Genomic DNA, 14,987 nt, shown 5'->3' on the forward strand with positions numbered 1-14,987 from the left:
AAGAAGTAGACCGCTATGATTCAACTCATGAAGAAAACGCCAAGGAACTCGCTGCGCGTCCGACAGCACATTGTCCGTTTTGCGCTCTTCGCCGCACCATTGCTGACCACCGACCTCGGTGCTCAGCAGCGCACGAGTATTCTCGATCGCGCCGCGCAGGAAAAGGAACGGGAAGCCGCCATGGCGCGACGTTTGGCCAGTGCGCAATCCGTGATCGACGGCGTCGTCACCGACACCCTTCTTCGACCGCTCGTGAGCGCCGACGTCTCCGTGGTCGGCACTTCGGCGCGCGTGGTCACCGGTGAGAACGGCCGGTTTCGCATGCTGCAGGTCCCACCGGGCCAGTATCTGGTCGTGGTCCGACGCATCGGTTTTGCGCCAACTTCTGGCATCATCGACGTGCCTGACAAGGACACGCTACGCCTTACGTACTCCCTGACCCGTTCCAACAATCTGCTCGACACCGTGCGCATCAAGGAGCGTCGCGTCGGGATGCGGATGTTGGCCTTCGAGCGGCGACGCCTCGTAGGCGACGGGCAGTTCATCACACAAGAGGAGATCGATCGTCGAGGATCACGCGAAGTGTCGGACTTCCTGCGGAACACGCGAGGCGTCGATGTCTCGCGCATCACCGATCAGCAATTTGCCGGTACGGTGGCGCTGTCCCGCCGTGCGGGCGGAAGCCTCACTGGCGAAGGCTCGGGCGCCTGTCCCATGCAGATCCTGCTGGATGGAATTGTGCTGCCGCGCTTCTTCAATCTGGATCTCCTCCCGCCTCCCAAGCAGATCGCCGGTATCGAGATATACAACGGCCCCGCCACGACGCCCCCCGAGTTCAGCGGCCCCGATCGCCGCTGCGGCACCATCGCCGTTTGGACCCGCGACGGATACTAGGCGAGTAAGGGGTAGAGAAGTAGGGAGTACAGGGTAGAGAAACGCCCTCGCGAGATTCAGTTCTCACGAGGGCGTTTCAGTACTCCATACTTCTTACTCCCGACTCCCTACTCGCCTAACATCCCGGCCCGGCAATCGGCACCGGCTTGCCCGCGCGCACCAGGCATTCGCTTTGCGGAATCGGCATCACGCGAGCCACGAAGTGCACGTTCACGCCGGTTGTGATGTCGCGCGGAAGCTGGTTCAAGCGACCATAGCGACGCATGTCGATCCAGCGATGCCCCTCCATCAGGAGCGAATAGCGCTTGTTGTACAGAATCTCGGTCAGCACGTCCGCATCCGGCGACGCCGCTGTGAGTGCCGAAGGCGCCAAACCACCCGAGCCCACGCGAATCTGGTTCACGATCGCAATCGCACCAGCCTTGTCCCCCGTGGCCAACAGCGCCTCGGCACGAAGCAGCAGCAACTCTTCGTTGCGGATAATCGGAATGTTGCTTGTCAGCGCCGGGAAGATGTTGAAGCCCAGGGACGACGAAATGCCGAGACCCTGCGGGGCGTTTCGCGCCGGCCGGGCACCGATCTTGGCGGTGTACCGATCATCGGGCTGCGCGTTTGCCTTGTTCTGCACGTCCGCCCGAATGGACTCGTGCGCATAAATGTCGGTGGCCGTCACCACGTTGAGCGGATTGTTGGCATCGCCCGGGGCGGGCGAGTACGGATGCGATGGACCGACATCGAGCTGAGCTCGGGTCGTGGCGGTGGTGTTCATGAACGACGCCGTCAGCGCCGTCAGTGACCGCTGCCACGCTGCGGCACCACCGCCGCTGGTTGCGTAGTACGCCGCGGCACGCGCCGCAACCGCCCGGTTGAAGAGCCGGAACGTGGTCGGCGAGTTGAAGCCGGTGAAGCCGGCGTGGATGGTGAACGGAAACGCGCTTCCACCCGCCGCCAGGTTCGCCGCACCGTCGTCCAGCGTGGCGAGGATGTACTTGTACACGGAATCACGCGACACGAACGCGGCGAGATCGGAGGCATTCTGCTTGATCTCCACGACCGCCCCGAGCGTATCGCGCGTGCTGATCACGTACAGCAACTCCAGCCCTTCAATCGTCTTGGCGAAGCCTTGTGTCGCGTTCTTCTGCTCCGCCGTGAGTGAGCCCGAAGCCGCTGCGGCGTTCTTCAGATTGAAGACATCGCGAAGGTTGCCGTATGGGCCAGCCCAGATTCCAACCGCAAAGCCCGCCGGATCCAGTCGGTTCTGTCCGGAAATACCGATCAGGAAGCCTGAGGTGTTGCGCCCTTCTTGTGGCGTGTAGTTGTACGACTCGCGGCCGAAGATCCCGGTGTTGCTGATGAAGGCGCCGCGACCGCCGCGTAGCTGCCGCAGCAACCCTGTGGCCTGCAATAGCAGGGCCTGAGGGTCCGCCGTCGCCGCTGCTACGGTGGGTGTATTGGGGTTCGTGATATCGAGCTTGTCGGCGCTGCAAGCGGCCAGCAACACCGCCGCGCCGAGCGCCCCGCATGTGCGATACGAGAGCGAAATTGTCTTCACGGAGGACCGGGTCAGGTTGGTTGAGGTCGTCATGGCCTAGAATCCCACGTCGACGCTGAAGAAGAACTGACGGCTCGCCGGGAATGGCGCGAGGTCGATGAAGCGGTTGAAGTTCGAGTTGCCGAAGTTGCTGAACTCCGGATCGAAGCCCCAATACTTCGAGAAGATCGCCAGGTTGCGGCCACTCAAATTGAATCGCAACGAGCTTGCACCCGGAATCTTCTTCGCCAACGCGTCGGGCGCTTGGTAATTCACCGAGACTTCACGAATCTTGACATACGAACCGTTCTGGATGTACGGACGGATGTCGCCACTGTTGAACGTGGCGTAGCGACAGGCGCCCAGCGTCTGCGTACCGCAGGCGCGTGAAGCCGGGACGTTACCTGAAGCCGGCACGATAGATGACGGAGCCGCATCGGAGAAGTCGGCCGACTGACCACCCTCGTCCCACAAGTTGTTCGTCATGTTCGACACGTAGCCACCGTTCCGCCAGTCGATCAACGCCGACAGCGTGAAACGCTTGTACGAAAAGTCGTTGTTGAACGTCGTGGTGTGAATCGGGTTCGAGTCGAACAGGATCGTGTCGGCCACGGTGTTCGGCTGGCCCGCAACTGGGTTCGGCCGAAACGGCGCGTTACCCCAGATGTTCGTGGAACGCGTGCCGCCCTGAATGCGATTGCGGCCGTACGCGGCGCCGAAGGAACCGGCCACGGCAAACGCCGGCACCGGAATCGAGTCGGTGAACTGCGCATTCTGATTATAGATGATGCGCGTGGTCCATTCGAAATTGCCGGTGCGCACCGGGACCGCCGACAGAACCGCTTCCGTGCCGAGCACGGACAGCTGGCCACCGTTGATGACTTGGCTGCCCAGCCCCGACGACTGTGCCAAGGGGAAGGTGAGCAACAGGTCGGTAATGCGCCGCTGGTAGCGCGAGAATTCCACGCCGATCCGGCCGCCGAATAGCGTGGCGTCTGTACCGAATTCCAATTCGTTCATGACTTCCGGCTTCACGGTGGTGCTGCCCAGCAACCCGGCGGACACCAACGAACCGCTCCCGCCAATCAGCCCGCCGTCGGCATACAGGATGTCACGGTCGGCCCAACGCGGACGATTGCCCGACTGGCCCCACGCTCCGCGGAACTTGATTTCATCGATCTTGTCCGTGAGCGGCTTCACGAAGCGGTACGAGCCGGAGAACTTGGGGAACGTGAAGTACTTCTCACGGTCGCCATTGGCGCTCGAGCGGTCGGCTCGCACACCAGCGTTCAACGCCAGCTTCTCGTCGAGCATGAGCAACTGCGTCTGCGCATACAGCGACTGGTCGCGGAACTCCGTGCGCGAGTTGGTGATCGCGATGTCGGTCGCACCCAAGGCGATCTTGCGAGTGGGCAGCAAGCCACGTCCGCGCACGCTGTACTGGTTGAGGGCCTGCGTCTCGTAGGTGCCACCGAACGACGTGGTCGCCGAGGTGAACCACTTGCCGCCGGGCGTATACGTCCACACCGCGTTGATACCCTGATTCATCTGCAGGCTCGACGCGTTCACTTGACTCGATGTGCCAAGGAAGCCGTCGGCCGGCTCTACCTGGAAGTAATTCGGGAAGTATTGGTTGCCTTCCTGCTGAAAGCGGTCGACGCCCGTGAGGTAGGAAAGCTGCACCGAGTTCTTAGTGGTCGACAACGCCGTGTAGCCCACGCGTACGTTACCCGACTGGCGCCACACGCTTTCCGTGTTGTCGGCGAAATTGAACACCTCGAACGGATTTGACGTGCCGAAGCCAGGCCGCGTGTTGCCAGTGTAGAAGGGCATCTGCACGAAACGACCCGAGGCGTCCTTCGCCTGCAGGTCGATGATCGCCGGGTTGTACGCCAACGAGTAGATCGGGCTCACGCCGGAGTTGTCGTTGTTGCCGAAGCCGCGCTGGAAGAAGTTGCGCGTGACATCGAGACCGGCGCTCACGGTGAGCTTGGTGCCGATCGTCTGGTCGAGGTTGATGCGACCACCGGTACGACGGGCGCCCGTGTTGATCGCGATGCCCGACTCCTGCCGGTCGTTCAGCGAGATGAAATACCGCGTGTTGTTGGCACCACCGGCCGATGACAGCAGCGTCTCCCAGCTGGGCGCCGTGCGGCCATACAGCTCCTGCTGCCAGTCGAACGCCGGGCACGGGCCGGTGCCGCACGCGGCACGGGCAATGGAATCGCCCAGCACGCCGCCGACGAACGGCTTCACTTCGTCGTAGCTGGCGAATTCACGATGTCCAAGCAAGCGCTGCGCCTGCTGCGTACCGGCGCGCTGCACCACATTCCACGTGGCCTTGCCCTGCTTGCCCCGCTTGGTGGTGATCACCACCACGCCGTTCGTGGCGCGCGAGCCGTAAATGGCCGTCGCCGCCGCCGACTTGAGCACTTCGATGTTCTCGACATCGTTCGGGTTCAAGTCGGCCAAACGATTCACCACTTGGTCCTGACTGGATCCCGTGCTGCCCGAGGCGCGAGTCACCGAGCTCGAGCCCGACGAGATGCTGGCGTTCGAAATGATGACGCCGTCCACCACGTACAGTGGGTCTCCCGAGGCGAGCACCGAGGTGGCGCCGCGAATCTGGATCTGCGCGCCGCCGCCGGGGGCGCCGCTGTTCTCGAACATCCGAGCGCCAGCGACCTTACCCGCCAAATTGCTTTCAATGGAACGCGCCGGCACACGGTTCAACTCGGGGCCAGCCACGGTTGCCACGGCGGTCGCCGCCACCCGTCGGTCGGTAACAGTCGCCTGACCGGTCACCGTCACGCCTTCCAGTTGCAGCACGTCCTTGTCGAGAACGAAATTCGCCGTGTTCTCGGTCGGGCCGAGGCGGATGGTCTGGCGCTTGTAGCCGAGCTGTCGCGCCAGCACGACCACTTCGCCCGACGGCACGCGCATGCGGAATTCACCGCGTTCGTTGGTGCGGACACCGACCTGCTGTCCGACGATGCTGACCGTCACGTCAGACAAGGGAGTGCCGACGGAAGCCTGCGTTACCTTGCCCGAAATATCTCGGGTCTGTGCGTCCGCCGAGAGCGGGAGTATGGCAACCGCGAGTGCCGCGGCGAACGAGAAAAACCTACCCATAAAGGGTCTCCGATGGAGGGGAAGGCGGAGCGGGCGAGCGACGGCCGATGGTGTAACGCTCGCGCGTCACGCCGCCAACCGCTTTGTCGTTAACAGGTTGGGACGAGAGTGTCACACAATCCTGACCAGTATTCCAAACAACAAACTAAGGCGGACGAACGTCACTGGGCTAGGTCACAAACGGGCGGCTCACTGGGACAAGGCGCAGTCTGATCTATTTTCCATAAGATGGAAAACAAGACGCCGCGCATCACGGACGAACGGTCCCCGCGCCAAACGCCTCCCTGATCCGCACTGTACGCTCGAGCTCGTCTCGGCTTTGCCGGATCTTCTGGTTCAGGTCCGCCGCCAGCGCCGGATGCGCCTTCAGCCAGCGGTCGATCTGCAGCAGCGCCTCGGCATCGTGCTGCCCGCCGATCGTGGCCCCGAGCCAGCTCCCCAAAAAGAAGATGCGACGGTTCTGCTGAATCCACGGGAGCGTGTCGAGGGCCGGTACCAGATACCGCTTCGTGATCGCCGCCTGATCGCCGTCGTGAAAGCTGCGCAGGCTCGACGTGACCCATTCTTCGTTCAGCGCCGCGTCGCCAAACCACCGCGTGAACAACGCCTCTTTGTTCGCCGCATTCGGCCGCGCTGCATCGGCCACGAACGCCTGCCGTTGTCCCTCACTCGTGGAATCGCGACGGGCCTCGGCCGCTAATCGCGATGGCGCCGACGGTGCCGCGCGCGCCACCAGTCGCGTCACGATCGACCACCGCGTGGGCGCGCGCAACGCCAGTCCCACCACGCTGTCACGGTCCAACCAACCGTCCAGCCGCTGCAACGAGGCTCGAGAACGCGCCAGCCCGATCACCGCGTCGAGCTGCGCTTTGCGCTGCCCATAGCTGCGCGCACTGTCGGCAGCGCCACGAAGCAGCAACGGTTCGGCCTGCGCCAGCAGCGCCTCACGCGCGGTGCTGTCGCTGTAGCGACCGATGACCGTGGTCAGTCGCCCCACCAACGTGCCCGTGATCTGCTCGTCGCGCTCATTCGGCAATTCGCGCAGCACCATGTCGGCATAACGCGTCGGCGAGAGACGCGCGTCACGCACCAGGTCCCACAGCGAGCCCCACAACATCGCGCGCAGAAAATCGTCGTCCACGCGGCCAATGTGTTGTTCGAGCCACTGCACGCTCATCGAATCGGGGAGCACGATCGCGTAGCCGTAGTCGCCCTCGTTGGCGAACACGAAGTCGGGGGCCGGCCGCCCGGCAGCGGCAGTCACAATGGTGGTGTCGCCGCGCATCTCCACCGGGAGACGCACCGCCGGCTTGTTCGCGTAATACAGCAGCACCTGCACCTTGAGCGGCCACGCACCGCGACCGGACAGCGACGGCTGCGCGGCGCGCTGCACCAGCGCCAGTCGCTGCACCACGCCGTTGCGCACAGTGAGTTGCTGTTCCACCAACGGCATGCCGGGGCGCAGCATCCAGGCCCGGCCCCACGCGGTGAGATCGCGATGCGCCGCGCGCCCCACGTTACCGAGCAACTCGCGCCACGTGCCATTGCCGTACGCATGCGTACGCAGAAAGTCCTGCACGCCGCGCTGAAAGGCGGCAGCGCCCACGAGGTACTCGAGCTGCTTGAGCACGCCCGGCGCCTTGTTGTACACGATCGGGCCGTAGTTACTCTTGGCCTGATCGAGGTTGCCCAGCTTCTGCCAGATCGGCGTCGTCCCGGCCGTGGCGTCGGTCGCATACGCCACCGGCTTGTTGCGCAGATAAAATGTTTTCCATGCGTTCGACGTGGGCTCGAGATCGGCTTGCATGCGCGCCGCCATGTACGTCGCGAAGCCTTCCTTGAGCCACAGATCGTCGAACCAGCGCATGGTCAGATAGTCGCCGAACCACTGGTGGGCGACTTCGTGAAACGTCGTCGCCTGTCGGCCAAGTAGCTGCGATACCGTGGGCCGTTCACGATAGATGAAGCTCTCTTCGTTGTAGAACACCGCGCCCGGATGCTCCATGCCGCCGAACGGGAATGCCGGCGCCAGTAACGCGTCGAACTTGTCGAACGCATAGGGAATGCCGAACCAATCACCCAACCAGCGCAATGCGCGTGCGTTCATTTCGATCAGCGTATCACTTTCGGCCTCGGCCTTTCGCGACTGCCGCATCCACAGCGACACCGGCACCGGCGCCGCTTTCGTGGTCGTCGCGACCGCGCGCGTCACGCTGGCCCACGGCCCCGCCGCGAATGCGATGAGATACGTACTGAGGCGCTGTGTCTCGGCGAAACGATGCGTGACGAGCGCGCCGGCGGTGTCAGCGCCGATCTGCGCGCCATTAGCGAGCGCGCGCCACGCGGCCGGTGTGGTGAGCGAAAGGCGCACCTTCGCCTTGAGATCGGGCTGGTCGAAACACGGGAAGAGCAGGTTGGCATCGGACGGCACGAGCAGCGTGTACAGATACACGTTGCCGTCGGTGGCGTCGCGGTTGCGGATGATGCTCGCACCGGCCTGCGCCACTGGTGTCGCGAACGCCACTTCCACCGAGTTCCGGCCGGTGTGAAGGCGCGCCGCTGGAATCACGAGGTGGTGTCGATTCCACGCCGCCGCGACCTCAGGCCACGCCGACCCGTTGATCCGCCCGTCGCCTACAAGCAGGCCGCGGAAGTCGAGGACCACGTCTCCCGGAACGCGCTGTGTGAAGGACACGGTGACTCGGCCGGTGGCGGTGTCTCCGGCATTCACGCGAAGGGCCAGGTCATAGGCCACGTCGGTCACCTGCGCGGCACGGCGGCGAGCCAGTTCGGCCGAGACGCCGGGACCGGTGAGCGTCGGCGGCTGAGCGCCGACTTGGGCAGACGCCACGCAGGCGAGCACGGCAGCGGCGACCGCCACGCCACGCGGAAACAGCAAGAATCGGGGAGAAGACATGCAGGCAAGCTGCCGGACGCGGCGGAGGCTGTCCAGCAGGCTTCGTGGCTGACCAGCGTCACCGTGGGCACGCCGGAGTACCTCGCGCCCGAACAGCTCATCGGTGCACCGGCTACGACGGCGCGTGATCTCTATGCTCTGGGCATTGTGCCGCATGAATGCCTGGCCGGCTACACGCCCGATCGGGATGACATGCCGGTCACGCTCATCGGCGGACGCTTGCGCAACGAGCGCGCTGGCGCGAGCAGTGCATACTGCCGCCACTGCGGCCACGAAAGCGGCCGCTGTACCGCCACGGTCGAGCTCGATCATTGCCAGGATGACGGAGACCGACGTGGTCCGCCGAGCGTCATCTGCGACGTACCTTCTCGCGTGGACCGACCGCTTGCGGGAACCGCAGGAATAGTTTCGTCGCTGGTCTCCTCTACCCCCTGTGGCGATGCAAGTCCGCGTCGCCGATCCATTCTCGTCCGGAGATCGACCGATGTTCACCACAGTCCGTGATGCACGCGGCATGCGCTTATCTACAGGTGCCGCTACCGTGGCGCTGCTGTTCACCCTCGCGGCTTGCGGTGGCGACAGTGGCACGACCACACCGCCGCCCGCCGCCGTCGCGGCATCCGTTGCGGTCAGCGCCGCCGAAACCGGAACCCTCACCGCCGTCGGCGCCACGCGGGCACTATCCGCCGTGGTGAAAGACGCGAGTCAGGCCACAATCAGCGGTGCCACCGTGAGCTGGACTTCCAGCAACGCCGCGGTGGCTACCGTCACCACTTCCGGCGCCAGCGCAACCGTGACCGCCACCGGCAATGGTACGGCCACTATCACCGCCACCAGCGGCTTGGTTTCGGGCACCGTTTCAGTCGATGTCGCGCAGCGCTTCGCGACGCTGACCGTGCAGGCGGCCGCGCCGTCAGCAGCGATCGGTAGCACAACCCAGCTCATGGCGACCGCGCGTGACTCGCGCGGTAACGCCATCGCCGGCGCAACCGGTGTGACGTATCTGTCGGCCGATCGCACCAAGGCCATTGTGAGTGTCAGTGGACTGGTCACCGCCATTGCGCCGGGCGCGGCGTCGATCGGCGCCTCACTCACGCGTGATGGCGTCACCGCCACTGGAACCGCGGCGCTCACCGTCTCCACGCCGATCAGCGGCGCGACCGCCGTCGACGTGCAGGCGACGAACGCCAACGTGTTCACACCGCCTGCGATCACCATCGCCGAAGGCGGCGTCGCCACCTTCAGCTTCGGCACTGTCGGGCACAACGTCGTGTTTCAGTCGGCCGGCGCGCCGGCCAACGTCCCGATCGTCTCCAGCACGTCGGTGGCCCGCACCTTCCCGACGGTCGGCAGCTACCCGTACGTCTGCACACTTCACGCGGGCATGTCGGGTACGGTGACCGTCTTGCCGAGTGGCCTTCTGGCGCTGCTCAACGGCGCGAACGAGCGCCCGACGCCTGTGACCACGAGTGCGAACGGCGCGGCGCTTTTCACGCGCAGCGGAACCACTGTGACCTACACCGTCACGTATCAGGGGATGGCCTCGACGCCGACCGGCGCCCACATCCACGCCCCCGCTGGACCCGCGGCCACGGCGGGTATCGTTGTCGATCTGGGCGCACAGTCGCTTACGAGCAACAGCGGTGTGCTCACCGGCACGTTCACGGCAGCGGCTATTCGCGGCATCAGTGGACAGCCGCCGATCGTGCTCGATTCGCTGATGACGTTGCTGCGTACCGGCAACGCGTACGTGAACGTGCACTCGACCACCTTCCCGGGTGGCGAAATCCGCGGGCAGACGGGCGCGCCGTAAACGCTACGGGCGACAACGTGCGGACGGTGATCGTGGCGATCTCAGCTGCCACCCGTTCCCTCGGCCTCGCGCCGCGGGGGCACGCGCCGCATTTTTCAATGATACCGATTCAGTAGCGTCCCAACGTTTTGGGATTAGAACGGTGTACGTGGCTGATTTGCCTGGGGAACGGAGTCGTTGTGTCTGGTCTCGACGTGAACGACGAGGCGCTGCATGTCGGTCTTTTGCGCGGAGGCGCGCGGGACCGTCCTGCACCGAAGAACCGCCACGACAGGAGTGGTTGTTCGCCGCGCCCCGTCCGTCGGCACGATGCCCATTTCCATCATCTTGCTGTTCTTCGCGTCTCTTCGCGTGCTCCGCGAGCGTCGCGCGAACCAGCTGGCTCTCCGATCGCTCCGCAGCAGCCGCCAGCACCGCCGTTCGCGCGAAGTCCGCGAAGATCGCGAAGGCACGCGAAGAAGACGCACATCTGGATCGCGAAGCAAGTTCTACCGCTTGACCGGCAGAGCATGTACGAAATGCTACAGATCCTGAGTGTGGCCCTGTTCGCGCAAGTCCCGCTCCATCAACTGCTTACGCCACCACCTGGTTATTCAGACGCTGATTTCGAGCCCATTCCACTCGTTTTCCTCTGAAAAACGTTGGGACACTACTGCTGTGTAATCAGTTCAGCCGTGCCGCGCTTCGCCACTTCTTTCAAGTAGCATTTTCGCGAGCGGCAGGAGACAGGATTCTCCGTTGAAAACTCGTGAAACTTGGCCGTCGCAGGACGTGAGATTTGCGAAAATACCGCTAGATCGGTGTGATCACCAATTTCACCTTCATTGCTTTGGCCGTTGGCCATTTACCATCCGTCGTGATCAGTTGCTCCGCGGCGCTTTTCGATGCCGTCGCGATGACGAGCGCGTCAGACAACCGTACGCCGACGTGCTGAGCGCAAATTTGAGCAGCGGCGACTGCGGTTTCGGTATCGAGGGGAACGATCGCAATCGGCAGTCGTTCGATCCAACTCCGCACAACTTCCACACATGCCTTCCCGCGACGAAATGGGCCGACCAAACACTCGGCGAACGCTGACGCGGCCAGGGCCAATCGATGCCCATCACGTGTGACTGACGCGAGAGCGCGATGCGCCGCGACGTGATGCGCGTCATTGGCGTCGAGCAATCCGATGATCACTCCCGCGTCGAGGTGAACTACGCCCATTCGTCACGCAGAGTGTCGACTTCATCGCGATGATACACGCCGGTGAGCGCGCCGACAAACTTGGCGAGCACATCGCGCTCGCGTTCGAGCACGACGCGGCCCATGCCGTCACATGTCACGCTGACACGTTCACCGACCTTGATCCCGGCTGCTCGCAGGATCGCCACCGGGATCGTGATCTGGTGCTTGCTGGACACGCGAGTCGTCCGCAAAAGTGCATCCTTTACTTTTGGCATAAACGTAAAGTGTCCGGGTTCGATAGCTGTTGCAACGGCCGCGTGACCCGTCTTGCTGTTCTTCGCGTCTCTTCGCGTGCTCCGCGAGCGTCGCGCGAACCAGCTCGCTCTCCAGCTGCGCCGAGGCTGCCGAAAGCACTCATGACGAGCTACGGGAAAAACATGCCATCCGCGATCTCCGCGATCTCTTCCGCGTCGCGCCACGCGTCTTCGAGCGCGCGCAGTTCTCCCTGCATGGCCTGACGTTCCGCGTCCTCGTTCATTGCGATCTCGAGCGCCAGGCGCTCCGTGCCGGTGAGCCCGAGCACGCCCACGTCATCGTCCCAGAAAATCGTGTTCTTCGCACGACGCGTGACCCGCAGCGCACTGCTGCTGCGGATGTACTGTTCTGCATCGCCGGCCTCGGTGATACGGCGCGTGGCATCGAGCACTTGTCCCGGCGTACCGCCGCGCGTGTTGAGCCGCGCCAGCAATGGGCTCGCCACGTGAATCGCCTGCGCCTGCTCGAGATCGGTGATCCCCTGCGCATGCGCGACCCGCAGCACCCACGGTCGATCGTACTCGGCGATGATCTCGAGTCGAGCGATGTGGCTGAATCGCAACGGTCGAAGCAGGCCATCGGGCGTGCGGACGTGCGCAATGGTGCGGTCATACTGTAGTCGCGCCTCTACCTGTTCCAGCGGATCCACGACCGCCGCCTTCCACGCGCGGCTGCTCGTGAGCGTATACGTGACACCGGCCATCGCGGCCACGGCGCCAACCATGATCGCAGCGCTCTGACTCAGCAATGCGATGGCGGTCGCGCGCGCGTCGGGCAACTGCCGGCGCCGTTTCCGCAGGCGACCGCCGTAGCGCCACGCCGCGAACTCCGGCCGTAGCGGCGTGCCGATCCGCACCAGGTCGAGCCCCTCGCTCAGCGTCGCCAGACCGATCTGGTCGCTACTCACCCGTACCGGCGTTTCGCGATACAGCCGCTCGCAGGCCTCCACCACTTCCCAGCGCTCTTCCAGTGGCGAAAGATTCCAGTTGCGGCACCCGCGGCACACCACCCACAGACGCCCGCGACGGGCGTCGAACGCTAGCCGGCGGCCCACGGGAAACTCCTCGAGCACCTCGTTCCGCCCGAGGGCGCCGTGGCAGTACAAGCAGGTAGAGAACACGCAGGACGCTCCGGTGGGGAACAGCAGGGGGCGCTCGGTACCGCAAACCCCCGTGACGTCTCACCAACATGCAGCGTTCCACGCCGGTCCGCACGCTGAGAACGTGACACCCCCAAGATCCTCGCGTGACGAATCCATGAACGGCGTCGTGATATCCGATCTCGACAGCCCTCCGTCCCGCGTTAAATTCCCCTCATGCCTACTGATCTGACCTCCGAGCCGTCGTCCGAGCCGTCGTCCGAGCCGTCGTCCGAGCCGTCGGCTTGCGGTGGGTGCAGCCGCGTGGATCGCCGCGGGTTTCTGGCCTCCGCCTCCGTGCTTTCGCTCGGGGTCCTGATCTCGGGCTGCGGCGACGGCATCATCAGCGCGCCGGAACAAGTGCTCGGCGCGATTCCGGCGCCCTTCCGCTTCGATCCTGCCACCGTCCCCGAGCTCGCATCAGTCGGTGGCCGCACGGTCGTTGTGTCCGGGACCGAGGCGCCGGTATTGGTGGAACGGGTCGGGAATGCGCAGTTCCGCGCGCTCTCGCTGGTGTGTCCGCACCGAGGCACGATTGTGGACGCGACCGCCACTGGTTTCCGCTGTCCCAATCACGGGGCGGTCTTCGCGAATGACGGCACGTGGCTCGGTGGGCAACCGACGGCCTCGCTCGCCGCACTCGACGTACGGCAGAATGGTGACGGATCGCTCACGATCGGTGGCGTGCTTACCCCGCCGGTGTTGGGTCTCGACCGCAGCGCCGTGGTCTTCCTCGCCACGCTCACCGGAAATGCTCCGGCCGCGCAAACGATCGCGCTTGCCAACGTCGGCGGCGGCATTCTGAGCGGATTGGCGGTCACTCTGACTTACGGTCCGAACCAACGCACCGGCTGGTTGTCGCTGGCGCTCAGTCAGGCCTCGGCCCCATCCACGCTCACCCTGTCGGCACAGCGCGGCACACTACCGATCGGCAACTACACGGCCACCGTGTCGATCACGGGCGCTGGCGTCAGCAACAGCGCCCAGACCCTCGCGGTGTCGTTGTTGGTCCAGGATCCCACTACGCCGCCCGCGCTGCAGCTCTCGGCCTCCGCCTTGTCGTTCTCGGCTCCTATCGGCGGGACGCCGGCCACGCAGGTCGTGCAGTGCAACAACGGCGGTGGCGGCTCGCTGCTGGGGCTGGCGACTACGGTCGCGTACGGTCCCGGCGGCACCGGCTGGCTCACCACCACGCTCAGCCAGACGTCCGCCCCGGCGGCCCTTACAGTGCGGGCCAGCGCCGGCCCCTTGGCCGCCGGCACCTACACGGCCACCATTACCGTCAACGCGACCGGAGTCGCGGCGCGAACCGTCACGGTGTCTCTCAGCGTGGCCGCTGCTGGACTGCAGGTCACCATCGCGGCCTGGCCCGCGTTGGCCAACGTCGGTGGCGTGGCCGGCAGCGTGGGCAACGTGAACGGTGGACCGGTAGCGATCACGAGGCTCAGTGCCACGACCTTCGCCGCGTTCTCCATGCGCTGTCCGCATGCCGGCACCACGATCAACGTTGTGAACGGAACCAGCTTCCGTTGCCCGAATCACGGCGCGCTATACAACGGCGCCGGCGTCTGGCAGAATTCCCCCCAGCGCGCCGAGAATCTTGTCATGCTCACCGTAATGTATGCGCCCGGGGCCAACACGCTCACGGTGACCTGAGCCGTACCCGTTGAAACCCGTGGCCGACATGGCTATGTTTCAAGGCTGTTTGACCCTAGCCAAGTAACGTAGCCATGCCGACTTACGAGTTCCGCTCTCCCGACGGGTCCATCATCGAGGCGCGGTTCAAGATTTCTGAAGTTCCGGAAAGCATTCCCACGCCGGATGGCACGGGAGTGGCCACGCGCATTATCTCGGGTGGCGCCAGCCTCCTGTTCAAGGGATCCGGGTTCTACATCACGGACTATGGCAAGGACGGCAAGAAGGACCAGCGCACCCGCTCTGAGTCTTCGTCCGCCGACAGTAGCACCAAGAGCGACAGCAAGAGCGACAGCAAGAGCGACAGCAAGAGCGACAGCAAGAGCGACAGCAAGAGCGACAGCAAGAGCGACAGCAAGAGCGACAGCAAGAGCGACAGCAAGAG

10 protein-coding genes and 1 pseudogene are annotated in these 14,987 nt (G+C 64.4%); 5 read left to right on the plus strand and 6 right to left on the minus strand.

What is annotated here, in order from left to right:
• Positions 1 to 27: 27 nt before the first annotated feature.
• Entirely contained in the window at positions 28 to 894 is an 867-nt protein-coding gene (locus ACESNG_RS17985) for a carboxypeptidase regulatory-like domain-containing protein (protein ID WP_373070155.1), read from the plus strand.
• A 115-nt stretch (positions 895 to 1,009) separates the two neighbouring features.
• Here ACESNG_RS17985 and ACESNG_RS17990 read toward each other — a convergent pair whose 3' ends face one another.
• The 3 genes from ACESNG_RS17990 to ACESNG_RS18000 all read right to left on the minus strand — a co-directional run bounded on the left by ACESNG_RS17990 (position 1,010) and on the right by ACESNG_RS18000 (position 8,474).
• Positions 1,010 to 2,446, minus strand: coding sequence for a RagB/SusD family nutrient uptake outer membrane protein (locus ACESNG_RS17990; protein ID WP_373064000.1), 1,437 nt, complete (start codon positions 2,444 to 2,446; stop codon positions 1,010 to 1,012).
• A gap of 36 nt (positions 2,447 to 2,482) precedes the next feature.
• A complete protein-coding gene (locus ACESNG_RS17995) occupies positions 2,483 to 5,557 on the minus strand; it encodes a SusC/RagA family TonB-linked outer membrane protein (RefSeq protein WP_373070157.1) in 3,075 nt (1,024 codons plus the stop codon).
• 250 nt (positions 5,558 to 5,807) lie between these two features.
• Positions 5,808 to 8,474 (minus strand): M1 family metallopeptidase, encoded by a 2,667-nt coding sequence (locus ACESNG_RS18000; RefSeq protein WP_373070159.1) that lies wholly within the window; start codon positions 8,472 to 8,474, stop codon positions 5,808 to 5,810.
• Positions 8,475 to 9,417: 943 nt separating this feature from the next.
• On the opposite strand from ACESNG_RS18000, the pseudogene ACESNG_RS18005 reads away from it, so the two are divergent.
• Positions 9,418 to 9,867 (plus strand): annotated as a pseudogene (locus ACESNG_RS18005) (plastocyanin/azurin family copper-binding protein); the annotation flags it as partial.
• Positions 9,859 to 10,287: a CHRD domain-containing protein gene (locus ACESNG_RS18010; RefSeq protein ID WP_373064070.1), complete on the plus strand. Its 429-nt coding sequence runs from the start codon at positions 9,859 to 9,861 to the stop codon at positions 10,285 to 10,287. The pseudogene ACESNG_RS18005 and the gene ACESNG_RS18010, both read left to right, overlap by 9 nt.
• A 792-nt stretch (positions 10,288 to 11,079) precedes the next feature.
• Here the strand turns inward: ACESNG_RS18010 and ACESNG_RS18015 are convergent.
• From ACESNG_RS18015 to ACESNG_RS18025, 3 genes are all read right to left on the minus strand, one after another.
• A complete protein-coding gene (locus ACESNG_RS18015; RefSeq protein WP_373064004.1) occupies positions 11,080 to 11,493 on the minus strand; it encodes a type II toxin-antitoxin system VapC family toxin in 414 nt (137 codons plus the stop codon).
• Complete coding sequence (locus tag ACESNG_RS18020) at positions 11,484 to 11,690, minus strand: AbrB/MazE/SpoVT family DNA-binding domain-containing protein (RefSeq protein WP_373064006.1); 207 nt, start codon at positions 11,688 to 11,690, stop codon at positions 11,484 to 11,486. Before ACESNG_RS18020 ends, ACESNG_RS18015 begins: the two co-directional genes overlap by 10 nt.
• A gap of 188 nt (positions 11,691 to 11,878) precedes the next feature.
• The gene (locus tag ACESNG_RS18025) at positions 11,879 to 12,889 is read right to left on the minus strand and encodes a hypothetical protein (protein WP_373070161.1); all 1,011 of its coding nucleotides are present in this window, start codon (positions 12,887 to 12,889) and stop codon (positions 11,879 to 11,881) included.
• Positions 12,890 to 13,084: 195 nt separating this feature from the next.
• Here ACESNG_RS18025 and ACESNG_RS18030 point away from each other — a divergent pair, with 195 nt between their 5' ends.
• Entirely contained in the window at positions 13,085 to 14,563 is a 1,479-nt protein-coding gene (locus ACESNG_RS18030) for a Rieske 2Fe-2S domain-containing protein (RefSeq protein ID WP_373070163.1), read from the plus strand.
• Between the two features lie 74 nt (positions 14,564 to 14,637).
• Positions 14,638 to 14,987 (plus strand): hypothetical protein (locus ACESNG_RS18035; protein ID WP_373070165.1); only part of this gene is annotated, 350 nt, incomplete at its 3' end.

Origin of the sequence: Gemmatimonas sp., assembly GCF_041689975.1 — a bacterium.
GTDB lineage: Bacteria > Gemmatimonadota > Gemmatimonadetes > Gemmatimonadales > Gemmatimonadaceae > Gemmatimonas.